20 protein-coding genes and 1 pseudogene are annotated in these 26,248 nt (G+C 72.3%); 4 read left to right on the forward strand and 17 right to left on the reverse strand.

Going from position 1 to position 26,248, the window contains the following annotated elements:
- Nucleotides 1-36 precede the first annotated feature (36 nt).
- The 7 genes from topA to bldG form a co-directional block, all read right to left on the reverse strand.
- Complete coding sequence (gene topA, locus K7854_RS18750) at nucleotides 37-2,895, reverse strand: type I DNA topoisomerase (protein WP_226027676.1); 2,859 nt, start codon at nucleotides 2,893-2,895, stop codon at nucleotides 37-39.
- Nucleotides 2,896-3,163: 268 nt separating this feature from the next.
- Complete coding sequence (locus K7854_RS18755) at nucleotides 3,164-3,361, reverse strand: hypothetical protein (protein ID WP_226027677.1); 198 nt, start codon at nucleotides 3,359-3,361, stop codon at nucleotides 3,164-3,166.
- A gap of 231 nt (nucleotides 3,362-3,592) precedes the next feature.
- Nucleotides 3,593-5,110 (reverse strand): DUF7059 domain-containing protein, encoded by a 1,518-nt coding sequence (locus tag K7854_RS18760; protein WP_226027678.1) that lies wholly within the window; start codon nucleotides 5,108-5,110, stop codon nucleotides 3,593-3,595.
- 109 nt (nucleotides 5,111-5,219) lie between these two features.
- Nucleotides 5,220-5,810: a small secreted protein gene (locus tag K7854_RS18765; RefSeq protein ID WP_226027679.1), complete on the reverse strand. Its 591-nt coding sequence runs from the start codon at nucleotides 5,808-5,810 to the stop codon at nucleotides 5,220-5,222.
- A 218-nt stretch (nucleotides 5,811-6,028) separates the two neighbouring features.
- Nucleotides 6,029-8,434 carry a sodium-translocating pyrophosphatase gene (locus K7854_RS18770; RefSeq protein ID WP_226027680.1) on the reverse strand — a complete coding sequence of 802 codons (2,406 nt, stop codon included), beginning with the start codon at nucleotides 8,432-8,434 and terminating at the stop codon, nucleotides 6,029-6,031.
- A 301-nt stretch (nucleotides 8,435-8,735) separates the two neighbouring features.
- On the reverse strand, nucleotides 8,736-9,167 hold the full coding sequence (locus tag K7854_RS18775; RefSeq protein WP_226027681.1) for an ATP-binding protein: 432 nt from the start codon (nucleotides 9,165-9,167) through the stop codon (nucleotides 8,736-8,738).
- A 109-nt stretch (nucleotides 9,168-9,276) separates the two neighbouring features.
- The gene (gene bldG / locus K7854_RS18780) at nucleotides 9,277-9,618 is read right to left on the reverse strand and encodes an anti-sigma factor antagonist BldG (RefSeq protein WP_003975386.1); all 342 of its coding nucleotides are present in this window, start codon (nucleotides 9,616-9,618) and stop codon (nucleotides 9,277-9,279) included.
- An 82-nt stretch (nucleotides 9,619-9,700) separates the two neighbouring features.
- Between bldG and sftH the strand changes: the two genes are divergently transcribed.
- The gene (sftH, locus tag K7854_RS18785) at nucleotides 9,701-12,157 is read left to right on the forward strand and encodes a DEAD/DEAH box helicase (protein WP_226027682.1); all 2,457 of its coding nucleotides are present in this window, start codon (nucleotides 9,701-9,703) and stop codon (nucleotides 12,155-12,157) included.
- Between the two features lie 154 nt (nucleotides 12,158-12,311).
- Here sftH and K7854_RS18790 read toward each other — a convergent pair.
- The 8 genes and pseudogenes from K7854_RS18790 to ssd form a co-directional block, all read right to left on the reverse strand.
- Nucleotides 12,312-12,713, reverse strand: a pseudogene (locus tag K7854_RS18790) (Rv3654c family TadE-like protein); the annotation flags it as partial.
- Nucleotides 12,714-12,778: 65 nt separating this feature from the next.
- Complete coding sequence (locus K7854_RS37915) at nucleotides 12,779-12,937, reverse strand: hypothetical protein (protein ID WP_226027683.1); 159 nt, start codon at nucleotides 12,935-12,937, stop codon at nucleotides 12,779-12,781.
- A complete protein-coding gene (locus tag K7854_RS18800; RefSeq protein ID WP_226027684.1) occupies nucleotides 12,934-13,257 on the reverse strand; it encodes a TadE family type IV pilus minor pilin in 324 nt (107 codons plus the stop codon). Before K7854_RS18800 ends, K7854_RS37915 begins: the two co-directional genes overlap by 4 nt.
- A 52-nt stretch (nucleotides 13,258-13,309) precedes the next feature.
- The gene (locus K7854_RS18805) at nucleotides 13,310-13,549 is read right to left on the reverse strand and encodes a DUF4244 domain-containing protein (RefSeq protein WP_226027685.1); all 240 of its coding nucleotides are present in this window, start codon (nucleotides 13,547-13,549) and stop codon (nucleotides 13,310-13,312) included.
- A 123-nt stretch (nucleotides 13,550-13,672) separates the two neighbouring features.
- On the reverse strand, nucleotides 13,673-14,470 hold the full coding sequence (locus K7854_RS18810) for a type II secretion system F family protein (RefSeq protein WP_226027686.1): 798 nt from the start codon (nucleotides 14,468-14,470) through the stop codon (nucleotides 13,673-13,675).
- A complete protein-coding gene (locus tag K7854_RS37670) occupies nucleotides 14,467-15,507 on the reverse strand; it encodes a type II secretion system F family protein (RefSeq protein WP_308112543.1) in 1,041 nt (346 codons plus the stop codon). Before K7854_RS37670 ends, K7854_RS18810 begins: the two co-directional genes overlap by 4 nt.
- Nucleotides 15,501-16,676 (reverse strand): TadA family conjugal transfer-associated ATPase, encoded by a 1,176-nt coding sequence (locus tag K7854_RS18820; protein WP_226027737.1) that lies wholly within the window; start codon nucleotides 16,674-16,676, stop codon nucleotides 15,501-15,503. The genes K7854_RS37670 and K7854_RS18820 overlap by 7 nt, the downstream gene beginning before the upstream one ends.
- Nucleotides 16,677-17,140: 464 nt before the next feature.
- Nucleotides 17,141-18,325: a septum site-determining protein Ssd gene (gene ssd / locus K7854_RS18825; protein WP_226027688.1), complete on the reverse strand. Its 1,185-nt coding sequence runs from the start codon at nucleotides 18,323-18,325 to the stop codon at nucleotides 17,141-17,143.
- Nucleotides 18,326-18,988: 663 nt separating this feature from the next.
- On the opposite strand from ssd, the gene K7854_RS18830 reads away from it, so the two are divergent.
- Entirely contained in the window at nucleotides 18,989-19,795 is an 807-nt protein-coding gene (locus tag K7854_RS18830) for an HAD family hydrolase (protein ID WP_226027689.1), read from the forward strand.
- 357 nt (nucleotides 19,796-20,152) lie between these two features.
- On the opposite strand, the gene K7854_RS18835 is transcribed toward K7854_RS18830, so the two are convergent.
- Complete coding sequence (locus tag K7854_RS18835) at nucleotides 20,153-20,977, reverse strand: Fic family protein (protein WP_226027690.1); 825 nt, start codon at nucleotides 20,975-20,977, stop codon at nucleotides 20,153-20,155.
- A gap of 111 nt (nucleotides 20,978-21,088) precedes the next feature.
- Here K7854_RS18835 and K7854_RS18840 point away from each other — a divergent pair, with 111 nt between their 5' ends.
- A complete protein-coding gene (locus K7854_RS18840) occupies nucleotides 21,089-22,069 on the forward strand; it encodes an ATP-binding protein (RefSeq protein WP_226027691.1) in 981 nt (326 codons plus the stop codon).
- Nucleotides 22,070-22,101: 32 nt separating this feature from the next.
- Here K7854_RS18840 and K7854_RS18845 read toward each other — a convergent pair whose 3' ends face one another.
- Nucleotides 22,102-23,397: a polysaccharide deacetylase family protein gene (locus K7854_RS18845; protein WP_226027692.1), complete on the reverse strand. Its 1,296-nt coding sequence runs from the start codon at nucleotides 23,395-23,397 to the stop codon at nucleotides 22,102-22,104.
- A gap of 259 nt (nucleotides 23,398-23,656) precedes the next feature.
- Here K7854_RS18845 and K7854_RS18850 point away from each other — a divergent pair, with 259 nt between their 5' ends.
- Nucleotides 23,657-26,137: a SulP family inorganic anion transporter gene (locus K7854_RS18850; RefSeq protein ID WP_226027693.1), complete on the forward strand. Its 2,481-nt coding sequence runs from the start codon at nucleotides 23,657-23,659 to the stop codon at nucleotides 26,135-26,137.
- Nucleotides 26,138-26,248: the final 111 nt, after the last annotated feature.

Raw genomic sequence — 26,248 nt, forward strand, 5'->3', positions numbered from 1 at the left:
GAAGAGCGTGCGCGGAGAAGCGGGCCTGAGCCGGGCTCAGTCCTCCGACGCCTTCGACGCGGTCGCCTTCTTCGTCGCCGTCTTCGCGGTCGTCTTCTTCGCCGTGCTCTTGGCGGCGGTCTTCTTGGCCGCCGTGGTCTTCGCGGCGGCCGTCTTCTTGGTGGCCGCCGTCTTCTTGGCCGGGGCCTTCTTGGCGGCCGTCTTCTTCGTGGCCTTCTTTGCCGTCTTCTTGGCGGGCCCCTTGGCGCGCTTCTCAGCCAGCAGCTCGTAGCCCCGCTCGGGCGTGATCTCCTCGACGCTGTCGCCGGAGCGCAGGGTCGCATTGGTCTCGCCGTCGGTGACGTACGGGCCGAAGCGGCCGTCCTTGACGACGACCGGCTTCTCGCTGACCGGGTCGGTGCCCAGCTCCTTCAGCGGCGGCTTGGCCGCGGCCCGGCCACGCTGCTTGGGCTGGGCGTAGATCGCCAGCGCCTCCTCCAGCGTGATCTCGAAGAGCTGCTCCTCGGTCTGCAGCGACCGCGAGTCCGTGCCCTTCTTCAGGTACGGGCCGTAGCGGCCGTTCTGCGCGGTGATCTCCACGCCCTCGGCGTCGGTGCCGACGACGCGCGGCAGCGACATGAGCCGCAGGGCGTCGTCGAGGGTCACCGTGTCCAGCGACATCGACTTGAACAGCGAGGCGGTGCGCGGCTTCACGGCGTTCTTGCCGGTCTTCGGGGTGCCCTCGGGGAGCACCTCGGTGACGTACGGGCCGTAGCGGCCGTCCTTGGCGACGATGGCGTGGCCGGTGGCCGGGTCGGTGCCCAGCTCGAAGTCGCCGCTGGGCTTGGCGAGCAGTTCCTCCGCCAGCTCCACGGACAGCTCGTCCGGGGCCAGGTCCTCGGGGACGTCGGCGCGCTGGTGGTTCTCGGCGTCCTTCTCGCCGCGCTCGACGTAGGGGCCGTAGCGGCCGACGCGCAGCTTGATGTCGTTGCCGACGGGGAAGGAGGACACCTCGCGCGCGTCGATCGCGCCGAGGTCGGTCACCAGCTCCTTGAGGCCGCCGAGGTGGTCGCCGTCGCCGTTGCCCGCGTCGGCCGCGCCGCCGCCTCCCGTGCCGTCGCCCTCGCCGAAGTAGAAGCGGCGCAGCCACGGCACCGACTGGGCTTCGCCGCGGGCGATGGCGTCGAGGTCGTCCTCCATCTTGGCGGTGAAGTCGTAGTCGACGAGCCGCCCGAAGTGCTTCTCCAGGAGGTTCACCACGGCGAAGGAGAGGAAGGAGGGGACGAGGGCCGTGCCCTTCTTGAAGACGTAGCCGCGGTCCAGGATGGTGCCGATGATCGACGCGTACGTCGACGGGCGGCCGATCTCGCGCTCTTCCAGCTCCTTGACCAGCGACGCCTCGGTGTAGCGGGCCGGGGGCTTGGTGGCGTGGCCGTCGACCGTGATCTCCTCGGCCGTCAGCGCGTCGCCCTCGGCGACCTGCGGCAGCCGGCGCTCGCGGTCGTCCAGCTCGGCGTTCGGGTCGTCGGCGCCCTCGACGTAGGCCTTGAGGAAGCCGTGGAAGGTGATGGTCTTGCCGGACGCGCTGAACTCGACGTCCCGGCCGTCGGAGGCGGCGCCGCCGATCTTCACGGTGACGCTGTTGCCGGTCGCGTCCTTCATCTGGGAGGCGACGGTCCGCTTCCAGATCAGCTCGTACAGCTTGAACTGATCGCCGGTCAGTCCGGTCTCGGCGGGCGTGCGGAAGCGGTCGCCGGAGGGGCGGATCGCCTCGTGCGCCTCCTGGGCGTTCTTGACCTTGCCGGCGTACGTGCGCGGCTGGGGCGGCAGGTAGTCGGCGCCGTACAGCTGCGTCACCTGGGCGCGGGCGGCGGAGACCGCCGTGTCGCTCAGGGTCGTGGAGTCCGTACGCATGTAGGTGATGTAGCCGTTCTCGTACAGCTTCTGCGCGATCTGCATCGTCGCCTTGGCGCCGAAGCCGAGCTTGCGCGAGGCCTCCTGCTGCAGCGTCGTGGTACGGAACGGGGCGTACGGCGAGCGGCGGTACGGCTTGGACTCGACCGAGCGGACGGCGAAGCGCGTGTCTTCCAGCGCGGCGGCGAGCGCGCGGGCGTTCGCCTCGTCGAGGTGGAGGGTGTTGGCGCTCTTGAGCTGCCCCAGGGAGTCGAAGTCGCGGCCCTGGGCGACCCGCCTGCCGTCGACGGTCTGGAGGCGGGCGACCAGCGAGGACGGGTCGGAGGCGTCTCCCGCGCGGCCGGTGGCGAAGGTGCCGGTGAGGTCCCAGTACTCGGCGGAGCGGAACGCGATGCGCTCGCGCTCCCGCTCGACGACGAGCCGGGTGGCGACGGACTGGACGCGGCCGGCCGACAGGCGCGGCATGACCTTCTTCCACAGGACCGGCGAGACCTCGTAGCCGTAGAGACGGTCGAGGATGCGGCGGGTCTCCTGGGCGTCGACGAGCTTCTGGTTCAGCTCGCGCGGGTTGGCGACGGCGGCGCGGATCGCGTCCTTGGTGATCTCGTGGAACACCATGCGCTTGACCGGGATCTTCGGCTTGAGGACTTCCTGGAGGTGCCAGGCGATGGCCTCGCCCTCGCGGTCCTCATCGGTGGCCAGGAAGAGTTCGTCGGACTCCTTCAGCAGGTCCTTGAGCTTCTTGACCTGGGACTTCTTGTCGGCGTTGACCACATAGATGGGCTGGAAGTCGTGTTCGACGTCCACACCGAGGCGGCGGACCTCGCCGGTGTACTTCTCCGGCACCTCCGCCGCGCCGCTGGGAAGGTCGCGAATGTGCCCGACGCTCGCCTCGACGACGTAGCCAGGGCCGAGATAGCCCTTGATCGTCTTCGCCTTGGCAGGCGACTCGACGATGACGAGTCGGCGGCCGCCCTTCGCGGTCTCGCTGGTCGGGGACAACTTCGCTCTTCTCTCCGGTCGACGCTGGGCCTCCCCAGGGCGTGGTCCCGGGTCGGGTCGTTCTGTGTTTCGATCGTGACGCTGCGGAGTGTGACGGTACCTCCCGCCCCCGTGTCAAACGGGAAAAGCCCGCAACGGCCACTCGAACGGTAACCCGACGAACCCTGTTCCTGCCGCCCGGAGTGCTCACCTGCTCCGACGCGCGTATCCGGAGCGCGATCCCCCGATTACCCGGGCGACACCCCGTCCGGGGTCCGGAACCGGCCCCTCAGACCTGGGTCAGGCACCAGGCCGCGAGGCCCAGCGCGACCACGGCGGCGACGCTTGCGACGGTCGCCGATGCGACGGGGCTCACACCGTGCGCGACGGGGCGGCCGTGCCGCACCCGCGTCGTGGTCCACACCAGCAGACCGGCCCCGAACAGGGCGAACACCAATCCCGCGAAGATCGCCGGCCCGCTCTCCATGGTCCCCGTGCCCCTTTTCTCCAGCCCGCGCGTGTCCAGCCCCCGGAGGCTGTCACGCCCGGGCGGCGGACAGGCGAACCCGAGGTGAACGGGGAGCCGACGGATGCGCCGGATGCCGTCGGGCGTGGCCGGTTCCCCGTACGTCGGCGGGGCGGGAGGTCACGGAAGGAAATCGGCGGACGTCACGGAAAGAAATGGGTGCGCGCACCCACGCCCGGCGGCCGGGCCGCGCTACGCCGGTTCGAGGAAGCCCTGCTCCACCAGCAGCCGGATCTGCGCGGGCGTGCGGTCGCGCAGGGCCACCGGGTCCTCGCCGACCAGCTGGGCGATGGCGTCCAGGATCCGGCCCGCGCTCATGGTGCCGTCGCAGACGCCCGCGAAGCCGGCGCCGACCGTGTCGACCCGGGTGGCCCGGCGCATGCCCCGGTTCTGGCGCAGGACGACGTGCTCCGGGTCCTCGGCGCCGGGCAGCCCGACCTGCTCCTGGACCACCTCGCCGGCCAGTGTGAAGTGGGCCTCCAGGAGGGCCGCGTCGTCGTGGTCCCGCAGGTAGTCGACGCGGTCGAAGTGGGCGCGCACGGTCTCGCCGAGCGGCTGCTCGACCGGGTGCGGCCACTCCTCGGCGACGACCGAGGGCTCGGCCGCGTCGGTCCGGCGCAGCGTGATCCAGCCGAAGCCGACGGCCTTGACCTTGCGCGCCTCGAACTCGTCCAGCCACGCGTCGTACCGCGCCTGGTAGGCGGCCGGGTCACCGCGGTGGTCGCCCGCGTCCCGCAGCCACAGCTCGGCGTACTGGGTGATGTCCTGCACCTCGCGCTGCACGATCCAGGCGTCGCAGCCGCGCGGCACCCAGGAGCGCAACCGGTCCGTCCAGTCCTCCCCCTCCACGTGCTGCCAGTTGGCGAGGAAGTGCGCGAACCCGCCCTCGTTCAGGCGCTCCCCCGTCTGCTGAACGAGCGAGCGGCACAGATCGTCCCCGCCCATCCCGCCGTCCCGGTAGGTGAGCCGGGCGCCGGGCGAGATCACGAACGGCGGGTTGGAGACGATCAGGTCGTACGTCTCGTCGTCGGCGACCGGTTCGTAGAGGGACCCCTCGCGCAGGTCGGCGGCCGGGGCTCCGGACAGGGCGAGGGTGAGCGCGGCGATGTGCAGCGCGCGCGGGTTGACGTCGGTGGCCGTCACGCGCGTGGCGTGCGCGGCGGCGTGCAGCGCCTGGATGCCGGAGCCGGTGCCGAGGTCGAGGGCGGCGGAGACGGGCGTACGGACGGTGAGGCCCGCCAGGGTCGTGGAGGCGCCGCCGACGCCGAGGACGACGCCCTCGGCGTGGTTGCCGATGCCGCCCGCGCCGCCGACCGCGCAGCCGAGGTCGGAGACGATGAACCAGTCCTCGCCGCCGGGCCCGCCGTAGGGCCGTACGTCCACGGTGGCCGCGACCTCGTCGTCGCCCGCGCGGTCGAGCCAGCCGCTCTCCAGGCAGACGTCGACGGGCAGGACGTCCGCCACGCGTGCGTGGGGGACGGGTTGCTGAAGCAGGAACAGCCGGACGAGCAGTTCCAGCGGCGTGTCGCCGCGGGTCGCCCGGAGCGCGGGCACGGTCTCGCTGCGCGACAGCGCGGCGTACGCGGGGGCGCCGAGCAGCTCCAGCAGTCCGTCGGCGGTGAAGGACGCCCCGAGCAGGGCGTCCCGCAGCCGGGCGGTGACGTCGGGGCGGTCGGCGGAGGGCAGGGGGGACAGGCTGGCGTTACTCACACCCCCATTGTGGCCCGGCCGTCACCGCCCCGCCCCGTGCCCGCGCGGGGACGCGCCCGCCGGGGACGCCGGTCCGTCAGAACCCGCGTCCGCGCGGGACGCCGGTCCGTCAGCCCTGGGCGGCCGACGGGGTCACCGAGGCCGACTTGCAGCTGGGCTGCTTGGCCATCGCCTGGCCGACGTCACCCTCCTCCAGGGTCTTCAGCGCGTTGCTGCCGCTCTTGCTGAGCTTGTTCAGCTCGGTGGCGATGTCTTTGAGGCCGTCGGCGAACTCGGCCTGGTCCTTGGTGTTGAGGTCCTCCACCTGCTTGCGCAGGGAGGCGTAGGAGGAGGAGAGGCCGTTCAGCTCGGTGACGGCGTCCTTCTGCTTCTTCTCGCCCTCGTCGACGTCCGGGGGGCCGGCCTTCTGGACGGTGGCGCCCATCGCCTTGTAGGCGTCGGACATGTCCTGGAACGCCTTGGCGTCGGTCTTCTGGACCTCGGCGGGGGTGCTGTTGTCCGAGGTCTCCTTCTGGATCGCCGCGTTGGCCGCCTCGATCTTCTTGGCCTGCGGCTGCACGCCCTGGCAGACCTCCTTGGCCCAGGAGTCCAGCTTCTCGTTGTCGTCGCTGCTGCCGCATCCCGTCAGCGCCAGTACCAGTACCGCACCGCCGGACAGTGCGGCCGCGAGCTTCTTGTTCACCGGATTGGTCCCTTCCATGGCTCTCGGCCCCGGAACATACACGCCGGATGGAGGACATCCACCGGACGAACATCCGTTAAGACCGTATTGAAGCCATTTGCACCAAGAGAGAGAAGGCTCACGGTGACGGGTGCGCGCAGGCGCGAAACGGGCGGACGACGCGTCAACACGCGCCGTCCGCCCGTCCCTTGAGCTGCGCCTCGGGCGAGGCGGTCCCGCCGGGTCCGGGGCGGAACCTACGAAACCACCGCGGGGTTGGCCGACTTGGGCTTCTGGTCGGTGTCGTCCTCGTCACCCATCGCGATCCCGCGCCGCTTGGACACGTAGACCGCCGCCGCGATGACGACGAACGCGACGACGGCGATCAGCACCCGTACCCCGACGCTCTTGTCGGCGCCGTACGAGAACTTGATGACCGCGGGAGCGATGAGCAGCGCCACCAGGTTCATGACCTTGAGCAGCGGGTTGATCGCGGGGCCCGCGGTGTCCTTGAACGGGTCGCCGACCGTGTCGCCGATGACGGTCGCGGCGTGGGCCTCGCTGCCCTTGCCGCCGTGGTGACCGTCCTCGACGAGTTTCTTGGCGTTGTCCCAGGAGCCGCCGGAGTTGGCGAGGAACACCGCCATCAGCGTGCCCGCGCCGATCGCGCCCGCCAGGAACGCGCCGAGCGCGCCCACGCCGAGCGTGAACCCGATGAAGATGGGCGCCATCACGGCGAGCAGACCGGGCGTGGCGAGTTCCCGCAGGGCGTCCCTGGTGCAGATGTCGACGACCTTGCCGTACTCGGGTTTCTCGCTGTAATCCATGATTCCGGGCCGCTCCCGGAACTGCCGGCGCACCTCGAAGACCACCGCGCCCGCCGACCGGGACACCGCGTTGATCGCCAGCCCCGAGAAGAGGAAGACGACCGCCGCTCCGGCGATGAGCCCGACGAGGTTGTTGGGCTGTGAGATGTCCATCATCAGGTTCATCGGCGCGCCCTCACCGCTGAGCTTCTCGCCCACGTCCGCCGCGCCGGTGGTGATGGCGTCGCGGTACGACCCGAACAGGGCCGCGGCGGCGAGTACGGCGGTGGCGATGGCGATGCCCTTGGTGATGGCCTTGGTGGTGTTGCCGACGGCGTCCAGGTCGGTGAGGACCTGCGCGCCGGCACCCTCGACGTCGCCGGACATCTCGGCGATGCCCTGGGCGTTGTCGGAGACCGGCCCGAAGGTGTCCATGGCGACGATCACGCCGACCGTAGTGAGCAGGCCGGTGCCGGCCAGCGCCACCGCGAACAGCGCCAGCATGATCGACGTGCCGCCGAGCAGGAAGGCCCCGTAGACGCCGAGGCCGATCAACAGGGCGGTGTAGACGGCGGATTCGAGGCCGAGCGAGATACCGGCGAGGACGACGGTGGCGGGACCGGTGAGCGAGGTCTTGCCGATGTCCTTGACGGGGCGCCTGGTGGTCTCGGTGAAGTAGCCGGTGAGCTGCTGGATCAGGGCGGCGAGCACGATGCCGATCGCGACCGCGACCAGCGCGAGGATCCGCGGGTCGCCGCTCTTGCCCGCGATCGCCGCGTCGGTGACGCCGTCCAGGTCGGCGTAGCTGCCGGGCAGGTAGACGAAGACGGCGACCGCCACCAGCACCAGCGAGATCACCGCGGAGATGAAGAACCCCCGGTTGATCGCGCTCATGCCGCTGCGGTCGGACCGCCGGGGCGCCACCGCGAAGATGCCGATCATCGCCGTGATCACACCGATCGCCGGGACCAGCAGCGGGAACGCCAGCCCCGAGTCGCCGAACGCGACCTTGCCGAGGATCAGCGCGGCCACCAAGGTGACCGCGTACGACTCGAAGAGGTCGGCCGCCATCCCCGCGCAGTCGCCGACGTTGTCGCCCACATTGTCGGCGATGGTCGCGGCATTGCGCGGATCGTCCTCCGGAATGCCCTGCTCGACCTTGCCGACCAGGTCGGCGCCGACGTCGGCGGCCTTGGTGAAGATGCCGCCGCCGACCCGCATGAACATCGCGATCAGCGCGGCACCGAGGCCGAAGCCCTCCAGGACCTTCGGCGCGTCGGCCGCGTACACCAGCACCACGCAGCAGGCGCCCAGCAGGCCGAGCCCCACCGTGAACATGCCGACGACGCCGCCCGTGCGAAACGCGATCTTCGTCGCTTTGTGCGAGACGAGAGTGAGATCCTTTTCCGGTTCTCCGGGGGCCGGCGTTGCTTCCCGCGCCGCCGCGGCGACGCGCACATTGCTGCGCACGGCCAGCCACATACCGATATAGCCGGTGGCCGCCGAGAACGCCGCGCCGATCAGAAAGAAGATCGAACGCCCGGCACGTTGATTCCAGTCGTCCGCGGGCAGCAGCATGAGCAGGAAGAACACGATGACGGCGAATACGCCGAGCGTGCGCAACTGCCGGGCCAGGTAGGCGTTCGCGCCTTCCTGGACGGCCGCCGCGATCTTCTTCATGCTGTCGGTTCCCTCGCCCGCCGCGAGCACCTGGCGCACCAGGACACCGGCGAGCACCAGCGCGGCCAGGGCGACGACCGCGATGACCGCGACCAGCGCGCGGTTTCCGTCGGTCAGCACGGCGGCTGCGAGGTGGGAGGGATCGCCCAACTGATGAGGGGTGGAAAGCTCCGCCATTCGTCCTCCTTGACGCTTGGGCTGAGCTCAAGATGTGGACGGGATTGTAGGTACCGGAACCTGATCAAAACAGTGCACGACAAAAGGAATTGACCTGTCAACCACAAGGGAGCCGGAAGTAGTAATGCCCCTCCGGCATTAATGCCGTGATCTGTTTGCTGATCAATTTTCGGTGCGATTGATCGTGAAGGAATTCACTTGGTGCCCGCACGGCACCAATGTATGTCCGCGCACGGCAAAGGGCCCCACCAGGTGGGGCCCTCCGGGTGACACAGGGGTGATGCGGAAGTGACGCGACGGGTCAGATCGGCGGCAGCACCGCCGGCGCGGTCGGCCAGGTCATGCGGATCAGACCGCCGTCCTCGCCCGCCGTGACCTCCACGTCGTCGACGAGTCCGCTGATGACCGCGAGGCCCATCTCGTCCTCCTCGGCCTCCAGCTCGTCGGCGGCGTCCCCCGAGGTCTTGACCCCGGGGACCGCGTGCGGCGCCTCGTCGCCGACCTCGATGGAGAACTGCTTCTCCTCCTCGATCAGCGCCACCTTGACCGGCGCCGTGATGCCGACGTGCTGATGCAGGCCCACGGCGCGGGTGCAGGCCTCGCCCACGGCGAGCCTGACCTCGTCGAGGACGGCCTCGTCCACTCCGGCCCTGCGCGCCACCGCGGCCGCCACCAGACGGGCGGTGCGGACGTGCTCCGGCAGCGCGCTGAAGCGGAGTTCGACGGTGGCCATGCATCCCCCTCGGAACTACGGGCGTGCTTTCGAGGGTCCGGGCCGCCGACAGCCCGGACCCCCATCGTTCTCTTGCCGCCCCGGACCGCACCGGGCCCGGGGCCGGTCGTCAGTCGGTGGCCGCCACCGCTTCCTCGACCGAGGTGTGAATGGGGAACACCTTGGTGAGGCCGGTGATACGGAAGATCTTGAGAATGCGCTCCTGGTTGCAGACCAGCCGCAGCGAGCCCTCGTGGGCACGCACCCGCTTCAGTCCACCGACCAGCACGCCGAGCCCTGTGGAGTCGAGGAAGTCCACGCCCTCCATGTCGACGACGAGGTGGAAACTCCCGTCGTTCACGAGCTCGACCAGCTGCTCACGCAGCTTGGGCGCGGTGTATACGTCAATTTCGCCACCGACCTCGACGACCGTACGATCGCCGACGGTACGGGTCGACAGGGACAGGTCCACGGATCCTCCAGCACCTTGCTATCGAGCGGTCGTCCCTCGGGACACCTCGGCTTGAAGCCCCCAGGACGGTTCGCCAGCCGCGATGGCATTCAATCACTTACCGGCAGGCGTGCACGACGCCTTGGTCCCATTGTCCGTCACGCCAGTGACAGACTCGGTGCCGATGGCCAAGAATCACCGACCCGATCGATCCCCGGCGGAGCCCGGCTCCGGGGCGGAACCGGGCATGCTCCTGGGCCGGCTCGCCGCGGGACCGAGCCGGGCTGCGCGCATCACTCATACGGAGCACTTGCCCCCGCGTGCGGGCCGTCATGCCGTCTGGCCGGACCGGATTCGGCCCGAGGTGCTGGCCGCGGTGCGGGCCGCGGGCATCGAACACCCCTGGGCCCACCAGGCACGCGTGGCCGAGCACGCCCTGGACGGCGACTCGGTGGTCGTGGCCACGGGCACCGCGTCGGGCAAGTCCCTGGCCTATCTGGTGCCGGTCCTGTCGGCCCTCCTGGACGGCTCCGAGGCGCCGAACGGCCGCGGCGCCACCACCCTCTACCTGGCCCCCACCAAGGCGCTGGCGGCCGACCAGTGCCGGTCGGTGAAGGAACTTTCACAACCTCTCGGGACTTCCGTCCGGGCCGCGGTCTACGACGGCGACACTCCGTTCGAGGAACGCGAGTGGATCCGCCAGTACGGCACCTACGTGCTGACCAACCCGGACATGCTGCACCGCGGCATCCTGCCCTCCCACCCCCGCTGGTCGTCGTTCCTGAAGGCGCTGAAGTACGTGGTCATCGACGAGTGCCACACCTACCGGGGCGTCTTCGGCTCGCACGTCGCCCAGGTGCTGCGCCGACTGCGCAGACTGTGTGCCCGGTACGGCGCGTCGCCGGTGTTCCTGCTCGCCTCCGCCACCGCCGCCGAGCCCGCGGTGGCGGCCCGGCGGCTCACCGGACTCCCGGTGACCGAGGTCGCCGACGACGCGTCCCCGCGCGGTGAACTGGTGTTCGCCCTGTGGGAGCCGCCGCTGACCGAACTGGAGGGCGAGAAGGGCGCACCGGTCCGCCGTACGGCCACCGCCGAGGCCGCCGACCTGCTCACCGACCTCACCGTGCAGGGCAAGCGTTCGATCACCTTCGTACGGTCCCGGCGCGGCGCGGAGCTGATCTCCGTGATCGCCCAGGAACGCCTGGCCGAGGTCGACCGCTCCCTGGTCCGGCGGGTGGCGGCGTACCGCGGCGGCTACCTCCCCGAGGAGCGCCGCGCCCTGGAACGCGCCCTGCACTCCGGCGACCTCCTCGGCCTCGCGGCAACGAACGCCCTGGAACTCGGCCTCGACATCTCCGGCCTGGACGCCGTGGTGATCGCCGGGTACCCGGGCACGCGGGCCTCGCTGTGGCAGCAGGCGGGCCGGGCGGGCCGGTCCGGCCAGGGGGCGCTGGCCGTGCTGGTCGCCCGCGACGACCCGCTGGACACCTTCCTCGTCCACCATCCGGAGGCCCTGTTCGACCAGCCGGTGGAGTCCACCGTCCTCGACCCCGACAACCCGTACGTCCTCGCCCCCCACCTGTGCGCGGCCGCGGCGGAACTGCCGCTGACCGAGGACGACCTGAAGCTCTTCGGCCCCGCCTGCGAGGAACTGCTGCCCCAGCTGGAGGCGGCGAAGCTGCTGCGCCGGCGGACCCGGGCCTGGCACTGGACACGCCGTGAGCGGGCCGCCGACCTGACGGACATCCGCGGTGAGGGCGGACGCCCGGTCCAGGTCGTCGAGGAGGGCACGGGGCGGCTGCTGGGCACCGTGGACGCCGGTGCCGCCCACACGACCGTCCACGAGGGTGCCGTCCACCTCCACCAGGGGCGCACGTACCTCGTCCGCTCCCTCGACCTGGAGGACTCCGTCGCGCTGGTCGAGCAGGCCACCCCCGCCTACTCGACGGTGGCCCGCGACACGACGGCGATCTCGGTCCTGGAGACCGACATCGAGGTCCCCTGGGGCGACGGCCGCCTCTGCTACGGCTCCGTCGAGGTCACCAACCAAGTGGTCTCCTTCCTGCGCCGGCGCGTGATCACCGGCGAGGTCCTGGGCGAGACGAAGCTCGACCTCCCTCCCCGGACACTGCGCACCCGCGCGGTGTGGTGGACGGTCACCGAGGACCAACTGGACGCGGCCCGGATCAACCCGGAGATCCTCGGCGGGGCCCTGCACGCCGCCGAGCACGCCTCGATCGGCATGCTGCCCCTGTTCGCCACCTGCGACCGCTGGGACATCGGCGGCGTGTCGGTCCCCCTGCACCCGGACACCCTGCTGCCGACCGTCTTCGTGTACGACGGCCACCCCGGCGGCGCGGGCTTCGCCGAGCGCGCCTTCCACACGGCCCGCGACTGGCTCACGGCCACCCGGGAGGCCATCGCCTCCTGCGAGTGCGACGCGGGCTGCCCGTCCTGCATCCAGTCCCCCAAGTGCGGCAACGGCAACGATCCGCTGCACAAGCGGGGAGCCGTGCGCCTCCTCACGGTGCTGCTGCGGGGGGCGGCCGAGGCCCGGTAGACGGTGCGGAGGACAAGGGCGGCGGGGAAGCCGAGGGCGGTCGGGAAGGCACGGGCGCTGAGGAGGCCACAGACGGTGAGGAGGGCACGGGCAGTGCCGGGGGCGGCGGTGCCGGGGCTGGCGCCTGTGCCAGTGCCGGTGCCTGTGTCTGTGCCGGTGCCGGTGCCGGTGCCGGTGACGTGAGCGGGGCCGGGCCCGCCCTGGCCCGGACCTCCGCCGTGAACGGACCCCTGCCCGACGCCGCCGTCACGTCCGAGACCTGCCCGGTGATCACGCACCTCACCAGCCGCACCCGCTGTGCCCGCGCGACCCGGCTCGCCCGCTCGCACGCCGCCGTGCCGCCGTGTGCCCAGTGGTCCGCCGCCGCGAGCGCCGCCAGATCGGCGCCCCCGGCCGCGCGATGCCGGGCCATGACGGCCTGCCCCAGGGCCAGCACCACGCCGAACACCACACACAGCACGGCGATGACGACGACGCTCCACACGGTCGCCGAGCCCCGGTCGGAGACGGCGGGCAGGCCGCGGGAAGCAGCGGCCCGGTCCCGGCCGTCCGCCAGACCGGGACCTCCCCCGGCTCCCGTGCCGCACCGGTCGGCTCCCGGGCGGGGCGGGACTCCGCCCCTCACGGCTCCGCCCGCACCGGTGCCGCGGCCGCGGGCTCCGTGGCCGGCGCCTGCTCCGCCGAAGCCACGGCCTCCTCCCGTACCTGGAACGGCAGTCCGTGCAGCGCCGGTGGGTCGGCCACCACGACCACGCGGACCAGCCCCGCCTCCCGGCTCACCGTGACCCGCGCCCCGGGTGGGGCCGCCTCGCGGGCGACCTCCACGACCGCGTCGACCGGGTCCTGCCGTGCCGCCGCGCGGGCGCCCCGGGTGGGGCCGCCTCGCGGGCGACCTCCACGACCGCGTCGACCGGGTCCTGCCGTGCCGCCGCGCGGGCGCCCGTCCGGGCCGCGTCCACGCACTGGATCTGGGCGGCCACCACGAGCAGCCCCCACACCAGGGCCATCGCGAACACCACCAGCACCGGCAGCACCACGGCCGCCTCCGCCGTCACGAAGCCACTGTCCGGTCCGCTGCCGCTGCCGCTGTCCAGTCCCATGCCCCTGCCCCTGCCACCGGCCCGTGCCCGCGCCCGTGTCGTCGCCGCCCGCTCACATCCGCGCATCGAGGGCCCCCTTCACGATGCCCTGCAACTCCGCACTGACTGCGCCGCTCGTCACGACCTTGTAGAGGACGACGGCGAAGGCCACCGCGGCGACGATGCCCATCGCGTACTCGGAAGTGACCATTCCCGCGTCCCGCCGCGGGCCCTGCCGCACGGCCCGCCTCCGCAGCGCCGTGCCGGCTCCGCACACCAGGGCACACAGCCGTGCCCGTACCACCTGATACATCGCAACCCCCGTAAGGCTCGATCCCGTTGCTCGCTTGCTCGCTCGATCTCGTTGCTCATGCCCGTCCATCGCCCGTGCGCCGGACGCTCGTGCACCGGCCCGCCGCCGGCCCGTCCCGATCCGTCAGCCACCGCCTCCCCCACCGCCCAGCACCCCGCCGGCCAGCCCGATGACCACCGGCAGCACGCCCACCGCGATGAAGGCCGGCAGAAAGCACAGCCCCACCGGCGCGGTGACCATGACGGCCGCCCGACGGGCCCGGGCCGTCGTGGCGCGGGCCCACTCGGCCCGGGCCTGGGCGGCGATCCGGGCGGCCGGTCCCGCCGCGGGCAGGCCGGACACCTCGGCCCGCTCCAGCAGCCGCGCGAGCGGAACGGCCCCCGCGAGGGCGGCCAACCCGCGCCAGGCACCGTCCGGTTCGCCGCCGAGGCGCACCTCCGCGGCACCGCGACCCAGCGCGTCCCCGACCGGCCCGCCGAGGGCATCGCCGACCGCCCGCGCCGCGGCGACCGGGCTCGCGCCCGCCGCGACACAGGCCGCCAGCAGATCGGCAGCCAACGGCAGTTGACGGGCGGCCGCCGCGGCAGCGGCCTGAGCCGCCGAGGTACCGGCCGCCGAACGCCGGGCACTCCACCGCCACAGTGCGGTCGCGCCGACCAGGCCCACCAGGACCCCGGCCAGACCACCGACCACGGCCCACCCGGCGCCCACCGTGCCGACCAGCGGCAGCCATGGGCGGACGGCGCTCAGCACCTCGGTGCGTCGTACGGCGGGACGTACCGGTTCCGATCCCAACAGGCCCGTGAGCCGCTTGCGCACCGCCCGCTGCCGCCGTGCGGCCCCGAGACCGCGCGCCGACCAGCCGACGACCAGCACCGTCCCCACCGCCGCCCCCAGGCTGTGGACGAAGCCGCCGTTCACGACGCCGCCTCCGCCCCGCGCACGATCCGTGCCACCCACCACACGCCCAGGCCCTCCAGCACCCCACCGGCCAGCAGACAGCCCAGCCCGGCTCCGGTGTGCAGCAGCACGTGCAGCGGGTCGGCGCCGAGGGCGAAGCCGAGCAGGAGGCCGAGGACCGGCAGACCGGCGAGCATCACGGCGGTGGCCCGCGCACCCGCCAACTGGGCGCGCAGGTCGGAGCGTTGGTCCCGTTCGGCGCGCAGCGCGCCCTCCAGCCGGTCGAGCCCGGCCGCCAGCCCCGCCCCCTGGTCGACCGCGACCCGCCAGCACGCCGCGAGTCCGCGCAGTCCCTCGGCACCGGGCTGCCCGGCCGCCACCGCCAGTGCCCCGGGAACGTCCCCGCCGAACCGGGCCGCCGCCAGCACCGCGCCCTGCGCGTCACCGAGGCCACCGGTGTCGTGCGCGGCGTGCAGGAGCGCCTCCCCCGGTTGCCGCCCGGCCCGCACCTCCCCGGCGAGCGTCCCGCACAGGGCGATCACCGCGTCCTGCCGGCGCTCCCGGCCCCGCCGCTCCCGGCCGGCCAGCCGCAGCCGCCGCAGCACTGGCACTCCGGCCGCCCCCGCGACGACCGGCAGCAGCGAGTGCCCCAGCAGCGCCAGGACCAGCCCGGCCACGGGCGACCACCACTCGGGCGTCAGCCGGCCACGGACACGCCGCAACCCGTCCGCCATCCGGCGCACCGGCGGCGGCCCGGTACTGCCCGCGCCACCCGGCCGGCCAGCCCCGTGAGTCCCGTCCTGCCTGATATGCCCATCGGTCCGGTGAGTCCCATCAGCTCGGACAGTCCCGTCGTTCCCGCTTGGCCCGGCCGTTCCGCGCGTTCCGCCCGCTCCGTCCGTGCCGCTCGTCCGGCCTTCGGCGAGTACCGCCCGGGCGCGCCGTACGCCGGAGTGCCACCCGCCGGCCAGCCAGGCGGCCGCTCCCAGGCACACCAGGGCCAAGCCCATGGTCAGCTCGCCCGCCCCCGGCGCGCCCGTCCCCGTCGCGCTCAGCATCCCCGCGTCTCCCGTCCGTCGGCCCGCGCTGCGAAATCCGCCCCGCGCAACAGCTCCCGCAGTCGCTGCCAGCCCCGCTCGGCCACGAAGGACTCCGCGCCCCAGCGCAGCGCCGGCACCGTGCGCACCAGCCCCGTCGGGTCCCGCTCCAGTACGTGCACCTCGGCGATCCGGCGCCGTCCCGCGCGGTCACGGACCAGGTGGAGGACCACCGACAGGGCCGCCGCGAGCTGGCTGTGCAGAGCCGCCCGGTCCAGGCCCGCGGCCGTGCCGAGGGCCTCCAGCCGAGCCGGTACGTCAACGGCCGCATTGGCGTGCACCGTCCCGCACCCGCCTTCGTGACCGGTGTTCAACGCGGCCAGCAGATGGACCACTTCGGGACCCCGCACCTCGCCCACGACCAGGCGGTCCGGCCGCATGCGCAGCGCCTGGCGCACCAGGTCCTCCAAGGTGACCAGGCCCGCGGCCTCCTGGTTGGCCGGCCTGGTCTCCAGCCGGACGACGTGCGGATGGTCGGGGCGCAGTTCGGAGGAGTCCTCCGCCAGCACGATGCGCTCGTCCGGTCCGACGAGCCCGAGCAGGGCGCTGAGCAGTGTCGTCTTGCCGCTGCCGGTGCCACCGCTGACGAGGAAGGACAGCCGGGCCCGCAGAAGAGCGCGCAGCACGCGGTCACCGCCGGGCGGTACGGTGCCCGCCGCCGTCAGCTCGTCGAGGGTGAAGGCGCGCGGCCGTACCACCCGCAGCGACAGGCAGGTGCAGTCGACGGCAACCGGCGGCAGCACCGCGTGCAGCCGGGTGCCGTCGGGCAGCCTGGCGTCCACCCAGGGCCGGGCGTCGTCGAGTCGGCGCCCGGCGACGGTGGCGAGGCGCTGCGCGAGCCGCCGCACCGCCCCCGCGTCGGGGAAGGAGACCGGCGTCAGCTCCAGGCCGCCGCCCCGGTCCACCCAGACCCGGTCCGGGGCGGAGACCAGTACGTCGGTCACCGAGGGGTCGGCGAGCAGCGGCTCGAGCGGCCCGCTGCCGACCAGCTCGGACCTGAGCTGTTGGGCGGCCCCGAGCACCTCGGCGTCGCCCAGCACCCGCCCCTGCTCCCGCAGTGCCTGCGCCACCCGCGCGGGCGTCGGCTCCGCCCCGCTCTCGGCGAGCCACCGCCGCACCCCGTCGAGCATCCCGGGCGCGGCGCTGTCCGGGCCCCGCCGCACGACCGTCGCCGAGGACCGCACGGCACCCCGTACCTGCGTCCGCGCCCGTCCGGAGGCCCAGTCCGGCGATCCGGCGGCTGCCGGTCCCGCCGATGCTCCGGGGGCCCGGCGCGCTGCCCCTGCGGCAGCGAGTCCCCCGGGCGATCCGCCGGCCTGTCGGCCTCCCCGGCCCGGATCCACCCGCGCAGTCGGTCCGTCGGGCGTTCCGGGCCGCGGACCGCCCGTTTCCCTCCTCGGAGTCGGCTCTGTGGAGGCCAACGGAGCCCTGCGCCGCTCCCCCACGACGGCGACGTCAGTCCCGTCGATCACGGCCGCGCCATTCATCACATCCGTCCCTTCGACCGTGTCCACCCCATCCATCCCGTCCACCGCATCCATCCCGTCCACCCCGGCCAGCCTGTCGCCGCGCACGACCGACCTCGTCGCGCACCTCATGAGCTGCTCCCGCCCCGCCCGTCCGTCTCCGCCAGCGCCCGCTCCCAGAAGCTCCGGCAGAAGCGCGCCAGCGGGCCTCGGGAGGGTGTGCCCGGCGGGCGTCTGCTCTCCGTGGCGCGCAGGAGTCCGGACTCGACCGGCACCTCTCCGACCAGGGGCAGGCCGAGCAACCGGGCCACCTCGCGGTCGTCGAGTCCGGAGGCGTAGGGCCCGCGCACCGCGACCCAGAGGTCGCGCAGGACCATGCCGACCGCGGCCGCCACCCGGCCCGCTGCCGCGACGGCCCGCATCTCGGCAGGGACCACGAGGATCCCGATGTCGAGCTGGGCGAGGACCTCGGCGACGCCGTCGTCGATGCGGCGCGGCAGGTCGACGACGACCGTGCCGCCCCTTCGCCGGGCCGCCGCGAGCACCGCGCGTACGGCCGGTGCCGGTACCGAGACGCAGTCGCCCCGGTCCCAGCTGAGCACCCGCAAGGAGTGCAGCTCGGGCAGCGACTCCTCCAGGGCGCCGCCGCCGACCCGCCCGCGCGAGGCCGCGAACGCCGGCCACCTCAGCCCGTCCGCCGTCTCGCCGCCGAGGAGGACGTCGAGGCCGCCGCCCATCGGGTCGGCGTCCACCAGGAGACTGCGCAGCCCCTCCCGCGCGGAGGTGACGGCGAGCGCGCAGGCCAGCGTGGACGCCCCGGCACCGCCCCGGCCGCCGATGACCCCGACGGTGAGAGCCGGACGGCCGACGCCCTCGGCGACGTCGGCGATGCGGTCGACCAGCCACTGCTCACCGTCGGGCAGCATGAGGACGTGGTCGGCGCCGATCTCGACGGCCCGCTGCCAGATCCCCGAGTCGTCCTGGTCGCGGCCCACCAGGACCACTCCGCGCCTGCGCACCGCTCCGCGCACGCGCCGGGCCGCGTCGTCCCCGACGAGGACCAGTGGAGCGGTCTCCCATCCGGTCCGCCACCCCGCCCCCGAGTGTGTCGGGGGCGGGGCGTTGCCCGTCGGCACCGACGGCGTCGAAGGGCGCGGCCCGGGCACCGAGTGGTGCACCTCCGGCGTGGCGCCCGCGGCCGCGCACAGGCGCAGCAGGTCGTCGAGCAGCTCCGCGTCCTCGGTGACGATGAGGGGTGCGCCCTGCCGTCCTCCGGCGGTGGGCGGCGGGTCGTGCGTGATGGTTCCGGTCATGGCCTGTCCCCCTTCGGCGCGGCTCCCGCGGTCGCGCCCGGTGTCTCGTGGTCTCTCGCGCGGCCCCCTCGGCCCCGCGATGTGCGGCCGCGTGAAGAACCGGAATCCGGTCTCCGCACGAGCGGCCCGCGTCATACGTCCGGCAAACAGATCCGGCCACGGAACTCGGCACGGCCCGGACGCATGGGAATCACGGTGCAGCGATCCGGGAAAACGTGTGGATCTTGGTCAAAAACTGTGGACAACTCGGCGGTTGTGAATATCGACTCACTCGAACCGGTGAGCCTCGTCCGGCTCCGTTCCGCCCCGCGTGCGACTCCCGCAGAGCAGTCCACCGACTACGCTGCGTAGTCGAATGTGGCCGCGACGGCATCAGGGCCCCACGCCGTGACGGCGCGGGGCCCTGATCATGGGAAGAGCGAGAAAACCCACCCGGACATGCGACGACCCCCGCCGGGGGGGAGAGCGGGGGTCGTCTCCACGGCCGACTCGGGGGGGGAGGAGTCGGACCGGGTTAGCACGGTCGCGAACGATCCGTGACTTCCATGGTGTACCCGAGAGCCTTCTCAGGCAAACCCACGCGCCCCACCTTACGCCGAATGGGCTGCGCCTATGCTCATGGTTGTGGAAAACCCCTCCTCACGCCACTCCGCGCCTCACTCCATGCCCCGCACGGCGGCCTTCTTCGACCTGGACAAGACGGTCATTGCGAAGTCGAGCACCCTCACGTTCAGCAAGTCCTTCTACCAAGGCGGGCTGATCAACCGCAGGGCTGTGTTGCGTACCGCATATGCCCAGTTCGTCTTCCTCGCCGGCGGCGCCGACCACGACCAGATGGAGCGGATGCGCGAGTACCTCTCCGCGCTGTGCCGAGGGTGGAACGTCCAGTTGGTCAAGGAGCTGGTCGCCGAGACCCTGCACGACCTGATCGACCCGATCATCTACGACGAGGCGGCCTCCCTGATCGAGGAGCACCACACCGCCGGCCGCGACGTGGTGATCGTCTCCACGTCGGGCGCCGAGGTCGTCGAACCGATCGGCGAGCTGCTGGGCGCGGACCGGGTGGTGGCGACCCGCATGATCGTGGGCGACGACGGCTGCTTCACCGGAGAGGTCGAGTACTACGCGTACGGCCCGACCAAGGCGGAGGCGATCCGGGAGCTGGCCGGGTCCGAGGGGTACGACCTGTCCCGCTGCTACGCCTACAGCGACTCGGCGACCGACCTGCCGATGCTGGAGGCCGTCGGCCATCCCCATGCGGTCAATCCGGACCGGGCGCTGCGCCGGGAGGCTCTCGCGCGCGAGTGGCCGATTCTCGATTTCCACCGCCCGGTGCGGCTCAAGCAGCGGCTCGGGGGGATCTCCGTACCGCCGCGGCCCGCGCTCCTCGCCGCCGCCGCGATAGGCGCCGCGGCGGCGACCGCGGGCCTCGTCTGGTACGCGAGCCGACGGCGGTCCCCGGCGGCCTGACCGGCCCCCGCTCGCCCTTTTCACCCGCGTATGAGCGCAAAAGTAAAGAAGTGCGGCGAGCACTTCCGCTTGCTCCGGCCCAGTAGTACAAAGGACTCAACGGCCCGCGAGACCAAGGACATCCGAAAGGATCACCTTAAACACGCATTTGGCCCCACGGACCGAGCACGGACACCGGGCACCCACGCGACGTCGACCCGTCGATTACGGGCCAGCCGCACCAGGTGACGGGCGAAGTTCCCGACCTGATGGGCACATATCGAGGACGCTTGGTAACCCGGTGGGCGTGCCAGCGGCGGTACGAGCATTCGTACCGCCGCATTTCCGTTCCGGCGGCCGGACGGCGCGCCGTCCGCCCTACGCCGCCCCGCGCTGGAGCGCCTCGCACACCGCGGTCGACTCCCGGGCGCCCAGCGCGACGGCCTTGCCGCAGTGGGCGATCCAGGCGGCCATGCCTTCCGGGGTTCCGGAGACGTAGCCGTCGAGCGCCGCGAGGTAGGCCGCGCGGCCGAGCTCGGCGTGGCCGACCTCGGCCGGGCACACCGACTTGGGATCCAGTCCGCTACCGACCAGGACGATGCGCTCCGCCGCGCGCGCGACCAGTCCGTTGTGGGAGGCGAAGGGACGCAGCGCCAGCAGTTCCCCGTGCACCACGGCGGCCGTCACCAGCGCCGGTGCCGAACCGCCTGCCGCGACCAGCGCCGCCAGGCCGTCCAGACGTCCGTGCGCCTCGTCGGCGTCGGGCAGCGGCAGCTCGACGAGCGGTTCGTCCACCGGCTCGCCCTTGCGGCGCGGACGCCCCACCTCGTCGGACTGGTGGGCGGCCGCCACCAGGTGCAGCCGGGCCAGCACCCGCAGCGGCGACTGGCGCCAGATGGACAGCAGCTGTCCCGCCTCGGCGGTCAGCCGCAGCGCGGCGCCCACCGCGCGTGCCTCGTCGTCGCCGCTGAAGTCGCTGCGGCGGCGCACCTCCTCCAGGGCCCAGTCCGCCCCGGAGAGCGCCGCCGAGCCCCGGGCGCCGCGCAGTGCCGCCTCGGAGGTGATCTCGTTGCTGCGGCGCCGCATGATCCGGTGGCCGTAGACGCGGTCCACGGCCTTGCGTACGGACTCCACGGACTCGGCCACGCCGGGCAGGGTGCCCAGGGCCGCGAGCGGATCGGCGTTCGCGCCTGTCGTACTCATGAGTAAGACCCTACGCAAACCTGCGCCGCGCCCCACGAATGAGTGGTCTTCTTCACCCCTCACCCGTCTCCCATGACACCTACAGCTATCGGACCACTACGCTTGGTGAACATGAAAATTGCTTTCGTCGGGAAGGGCGGCAGCGGCAAGACCACCCTGTCCTCCCTGTTCGTACGCCACCTCGCCGCCACCGGCGCACCCGTCGTCGCGATCGACGCCGACATCAACCAGCACCTGGGGGCCGCGCTGGGCCTCGACGACGCGGAGGCGGCCGGGCTGCCCGCGATGGGCGAGCACCTGCCGCTGATCAAGGACCATCTGCGCGGCAGCAACCCGCGCATCGCCTCCGCCGAGAAGATGATCAAGACGACGCCGCCGGGCGAGGGCTCGCGCCTGCTGCGGGTGCGCGAGGACAACCCGGTCTACGACGCCTGCGCCCGGCCGGTGGAACTCGACGGCGGGGCCGTCCGTTTGATGGTCACCGGGCCCTTCACGGAGGCCGACCTGGGAGTCGCCTGCTACCACTCCAAGACCGGAGCGGTGGAGCTGTGCCTCAACCACCTGGTCGACGGCCGTGACGAGTACGTCGTGGTGGACATGACCGCCGGCTCGGACTCGTTCGCCTCCGGCATGTTCACCCGCTTCGACATCACGTTCCTCGTCGCCGAGCCGACCCGGAAGGGGGTCTCCGTCTACCGCCAGTACAAGGAGTACGCCCGCGACTTCGGCGTCACCCTGAAGGTCGTCGGCAACAAGGTGCAGGGGCAGGACGACCTGGACTTCCTGCGCGAACAGGTCGGGGACGACCTGCTGGTCACCGTCGGGCACTCGGACTGGGTGCGCGCCATGGAGAAGGGCCGCCCGCCCCGGTTCGAGCTGCTGGAGGAGGCCAACGGCCGGGCGCTGCGCGCGCTGCACCAGGCCGCCGACGCGACGTACGAGCTGCGGGACTGGGCGCGTTACACCCAGCAGATGGTCCACTTCCACCTGAAGAACGCCCGCAGTTGGGGCAACGAGCGCACCGGGGACGACCTGGCGGCGCAGGTCGACCCCGGTTTCGTCCTCGGCGAGGAGGTCGCCGCCCCCGCGTGAGCGTTCTCGTGTCCCCGCTGGAGGGTGGGGCGCTACGGCTTGGCGGCCGGCGCCCCGGGCACGCCCTTCGGCGCCGGTGCGGGCGCGGCCGACAGGAAGGACGCCCAGCCCTTCTTCGGAGCCTCGCCCACGCCGAGGGTGCGCATTTTCTTCAGGACCTTCGGGTCCTGGGCGTCCAGCCAGTCCGCGAGCTGCCGGAAGGAGACGCAGCGCACCTCCTTCTTGGTGCACACCGTCTCGACGACCTCCTCCACGGCGCGCATGTAGGTGCCGCCGTTCCAGGACTCGAAGTGGTTGCCGATGATCAGGGGCGCGCGGTTCCCGTCGTAGGCCCGCTCGAAGCCCTTGAGCAGGCTGTCACGCATCTGGTCGCCCCAGAACTCGCGCTTGGCGGGGTCGCCCTGGGTGGCGGTGCCCGACTGGTTGACCATGTAGTTGTAGTCCATGGTGAGCTGCTCGTAGGAGTGCCCGGGGAACGGCACGAGCTGCATCGACAGGTCCCACAGGCCCTCCTTCTTCGAGGGCCAGACCTGGTTGTTCACCCCGCTGCTGTCGTAGCGGAACCCCATCTGGCTCGCCGCCTTCATGAAGTTCTTCTGGCCCTCCAGGCACGGGGTGCGGGCGCCGATCAGCTCCTTGTCGTAGTCGAAGGGCAGGGGCGCCGCGTTCTTCATCCCGGTGTTGGTCTTCCAGGTCTTCACGAACTGCTTGGCCTGGCTGATCTCCTCCTTCCACTCCTCGACGGACCACTCGCCGACCCCGCCGCCGGCGCCGCAGAAGTGCCCGTTGAAGTGGGTGCCGATCTCGTTGCCCTCCTGCCACGCCAGCCGCAGTTGCTCGACGGTGTCGGTGATGCCCTGTTCGTCGTTGAAGCCGATGTCGGAGCGGCCCGGGGAGTGCTGGGGCGGGTTGTACAGGTCGCGCTTCTCGGTCGGCAGCATGTACACGCCGCTCAGGAAGTACGTCATCGTGGCGTTGTTCTCCTTGGCCACTTCGCGGAAGTGGGAGAACAGCTTCTGGCTGTCCTCGCCCGCGCCGTCCCACGAGAACACCACGAACTGCGGGGGCTTCTGGCCGGGCTTGAGGCGTTCGGGCCTGGGCAGGTTCGGCTGGGCCCCGGTGTACGCGGTGGAGCCGTCGCCGATCAGCCGGACCGCGTTCTTGGGCGCCGGTGCCGCTTTCCCCTTCTCCTTCTCCGGGCCGTGCGTCCCTTCGCCGGAACCGGTGCCGTTGTCGATCGCGCAACCGGCGAGCGACGCCGCGCAGACCGCGGCGACCACGGCGCGCGCGGCCATTGTGTGGGAGGCCATCCTGCGGGTGGCGGCCATGTCCGCCCACCTTCTTCCTTCTCTCGGGCCAACGCCGACTAGGCGATGTCGGGTGCTGGGCCGGGCCGTGCCGTGCCGTCAGCGCCGTCAAGGTGACACGGAAATGAGAAGGAATTAGTACGACAAGCCGATGAAATAACTGATCCACTCGAATGCGCGGGGCGTTACTCCATTCGCGCTAAAAAACTATGCCTCTTCTTTACTCTGAATTACTCTCTATTTACTCGCTGTAATCGACGAATCCTCAGGAGACGGGAACATGTCAGCCTGCGTCCCCGCCCGCGCCGATTCGGCCCGGACCAAGCACGTCCATCCACCCCACAGCCCGCCGCCCGGCGGACCCCGGCGCTTCCGCATCGCGGGCGCCGACGTCTCGGCCGCGATCGCGGTCTTCCTCATCGCCCTCCCCCTCTCCCTGGGCATCGCCCTCGCCACCGGCGCGCCCCTGCAGGCCGGCCTCGTCGCCGCCGCGGTGGGCGGCATCGTCGCCGGACGCATCGGCGGCTGCCCGCTCCAGGTCAGCGGCCCCGCCGCCGGACTCACCGTGGTCACCGCCGACCTCATCCAGCAGTACGGATGGCGTACGACCTGTGCCATCACCGTCTTCGCCGGGATCGCCCAACTCGGCCTCGGCTGCCTGCGCGTGGCCCGCTCGGCGCTCGCCGTGAGCCCGGCCATCGTGCACGGCATGCTCGCCGGCATCGGCGTCACCATCGCCGTCGCACAGCTGCACATCGTCCTCGGCGGCACCCCGCAGAGCTCCGTGCCCGACAACTTGGTCGCGCTGCCCGCCCAGTTGGCGAACCTCCACCCCGCCGACGTGGCCGTGAGCGCGCTGACCCTCACCCTCCTGCTGCTCTGGCCCCGCCTCCCCGGCCGGGCCGGGGAGATCCTGGGCAAGCTGCCCGCCGCCCTGATCGCCGTCGCCGGCGCCACCGCCGTCGCCGCGCTCACCGGACTCCGCCTGCCCAAGGTCGACCTGCCCTCCTGGAGCAGCCACGCCCTGGCCTCCCTGCCCGACGGCCCGGTGCTGGGACTGGTCGCCGCCGTCCTCACCACCACGCTCGTGTGCAGCGTGCAGTCCCTGCTCGGCGCGGTCGCCGTGGACAAACTGGTCGCCGCCCGGCCCGCGCTGACCGGCCGCGTCAAGCGCTCCGACCTCGACCGCGAGCTGCTCGGTCAGGGCGCCGCCAACATCGTCTCCGGGTCGCTCGGAGGGCTGCCCATCGCCGGTGTGGCCGTGCGCAGTTCCGCGAACGTGGCGGCGGGTGCCGTCAGCCGGAACTCCACGATGCTGCACGGCGTTCTCGTAGTGATCGCCGCACTGCTGATGGTCCCGGCCCTGGAGCTCATCCCGCTCGCCTCGCTCGCCTCCCTGGTCATGGCCGTCGGCCTCAAGATGGTGTCGCTGAACCACATCCGTACGGTGACCCGCCACCGCGAGGTGCTGGTATACGCGGTCACCACCGGCGGCGTGGTCTTCCTCGGCGTCCTGGAGGGCGTCGCGCTGGGCATCGCCGTCGCCGTCGGCGTCGCCCTGCACCGCCTGACCCGCACCCGGATCACCCACGACGACATCGACGGAGTCCACCACGTCCACGTACGGGGGCAGTTGACGTTCCTCGCCGTGCCGCGGCTCAGCCGGGTCCTGCACCATGTGCCCCACGGGGCGGACACCGTCGTGGAGCTGGACGGCTCCTTCATGGACCACGCGGCGTACGAGACGCTCCAGGACTGGCAGAAGACGCACACCGCGCAGGGCGGCTCCGTCGACATCACCGGCCGCCGGCCCGGCACCCGTATCTCCGAACCGGCCGAGGTGGACGGCTGCCGCTGCCGCCCCTGGACCCCCTGGCGCAACCACCAGTGCGAACGCCCGTCGAAGGCCCCGGCACCCGGCTCGAACCGACAGGCCACCACCGGCGGAGCCCCCGGAGAGGCCCCCGGCGGCACCCCGACCGGCCTGAACACACCCGGTACGACCGGCACGCCCGGCACAAGCGCTGCGACCGGCACCTCCGACGAACCCCCCGGTCATGAACTCGCCCGTGGCATCAGCGCCTTCCACCGCAACACCGCTCCGCTGATGCGACGCGAACTGGCCCGGCTGGCCCGGGAGGGACAGCAGCCCTCCCAGCTCTTCCTGACCTGCGCCGACTCGCGGGTGGTCACCTCGATGATCACGTCCAGTGGCCCCGGCGACCTCTTCGTCGTGCGCAACGTCGGCAACTTCGTGCCGCTGCCCGGCGAGGAGAGCGGCGACGACTCGGTGGCCGCCGCGATCGAGTACGCCGTGGACGTGCTGAAGGTGCGGTCCATCACGGTGTGCGGACACTCCGGGTGCGGGGCGATGCAGGCACTGCTCGGCGCCGACTCCGGGGGCGCGCGCACGCCGCTGCAGCGGTGGCTGCGGCACGGGCGGCCGAGCCTGCAGCGCGTGGCCGCGGACACGGACACGTCCGACAGGAACAGGGCCCCGGACACGGTCGACGACCGCGCCCGGCCCCGGCTGGCCGGACGCCCGCCCGCCGACACCGCCGAGCGGCTGTGCCTGGCCAACGTGGTCCAGCAGCTGGAGCACCTGCGTGCCCACGAATCGGTGGCCCGCGCGCTGGCCGCCGGGGACCTGGAGCTGCACGGCATGTACTTCCACGTGGGCGAGGCCCAGTCGTACCTGCTGGCCGAGGACGCGGAAGGCGGGGTGTTCGAGCTGGTGCGCGAGACGAGTCCGACCGCCTGACCCAATGACCTCATGACCTCCCGACCGCTCGGGGCGGTCCCGGGGAGCCGTGGCGCGGGCCGGTGTGAGAGGCGTTACACACACTGAACCCCGCGCCGTCGGCTTCCGTGG

It is taken from the genome of Streptomyces hyderabadensis (assembly GCF_020404845.1).
In the GTDB taxonomy this organism is placed as follows: domain Bacteria; phylum Actinomycetota; class Actinomycetes; order Streptomycetales; family Streptomycetaceae; genus Streptomyces; species Streptomyces hyderabadensis.

Excerpts from the sequence above, each read along its gene's own strand:
- K7854_RS18850 (WP_226027693.1), top strand. The coding sequence starts at position 23,657 with ATGTCAGCCTGCGTCCCCGCCCGCGCCGATTCGGCCCGGACCAAGCAC.
- K7854_RS18770 (WP_226027680.1), bottom strand. The coding sequence starts at position 8,434 with ATGGCGGAGCTTTCCACCCCTCATCAGTTGGGCGATCCCTCCCACCTC.
- K7854_RS18775 (WP_226027681.1), bottom strand. The coding sequence starts at position 9,167 with ATGGCCACCGTCGAACTCCGCTTCAGCGCGCTGCCGGAGCACGTCCGC.
- ssd (WP_226027688.1), bottom strand. The coding sequence starts at position 18,325 with ATGACCGGAACCATCACGCACGACCCGCCGCCCACCGCCGGAGGACGG.
- K7854_RS37670 (WP_308112543.1), bottom strand. The coding sequence starts at position 15,507 with ATGCTGAGCGCGACGGGGACGGGCGCGCCGGGGGCGGGCGAGCTGACC.
- K7854_RS18820 (WP_226027737.1), bottom strand. The coding sequence starts at position 16,676 with ATGCTCGACGGGGTGCGGCGGTGGCTCGCCGAGAGCGGGGCGGAGCCG.
- K7854_RS18765 (WP_226027679.1), bottom strand. The coding sequence starts at position 5,810 with ATGGAAGGGACCAATCCGGTGAACAAGAAGCTCGCGGCCGCACTGTCC.
- K7854_RS18845 (WP_226027692.1), bottom strand. The coding sequence starts at position 23,397 with ATGGCCGCCACCCGCAGGATGGCCTCCCACACAATGGCCGCGCGCGCC.
- K7854_RS18835 (WP_226027690.1), bottom strand. The coding sequence starts at position 20,977 with ATGAGTACGACAGGCGCGAACGCCGATCCGCTCGCGGCCCTGGGCACC.
- K7854_RS18755 (WP_226027677.1), bottom strand. The coding sequence starts at position 3,361 with ATGGAGAGCGGGCCGGCGATCTTCGCGGGATTGGTGTTCGCCCTGTTC.
- K7854_RS18830 (WP_226027689.1), top strand. The coding sequence starts at position 18,989 with ATGCCCCGCACGGCGGCCTTCTTCGACCTGGACAAGACGGTCATTGCG.
- K7854_RS18805 (WP_226027685.1), bottom strand. The coding sequence starts at position 13,549 with ATGTATCAGGTGGTACGGGCACGGCTGTGTGCCCTGGTGTGCGGAGCC.
- K7854_RS18840 (WP_226027691.1), top strand. The coding sequence starts at position 21,089 with ATGAAAATTGCTTTCGTCGGGAAGGGCGGCAGCGGCAAGACCACCCTG.
- K7854_RS18800 (WP_226027684.1), bottom strand. The coding sequence starts at position 13,257 with ATGGGACTGGACAGCGGCAGCGGCAGCGGACCGGACAGTGGCTTCGTG.
- sftH (WP_226027682.1), top strand. The coding sequence starts at position 9,701 with ATGGCATTCAATCACTTACCGGCAGGCGTGCACGACGCCTTGGTCCCA.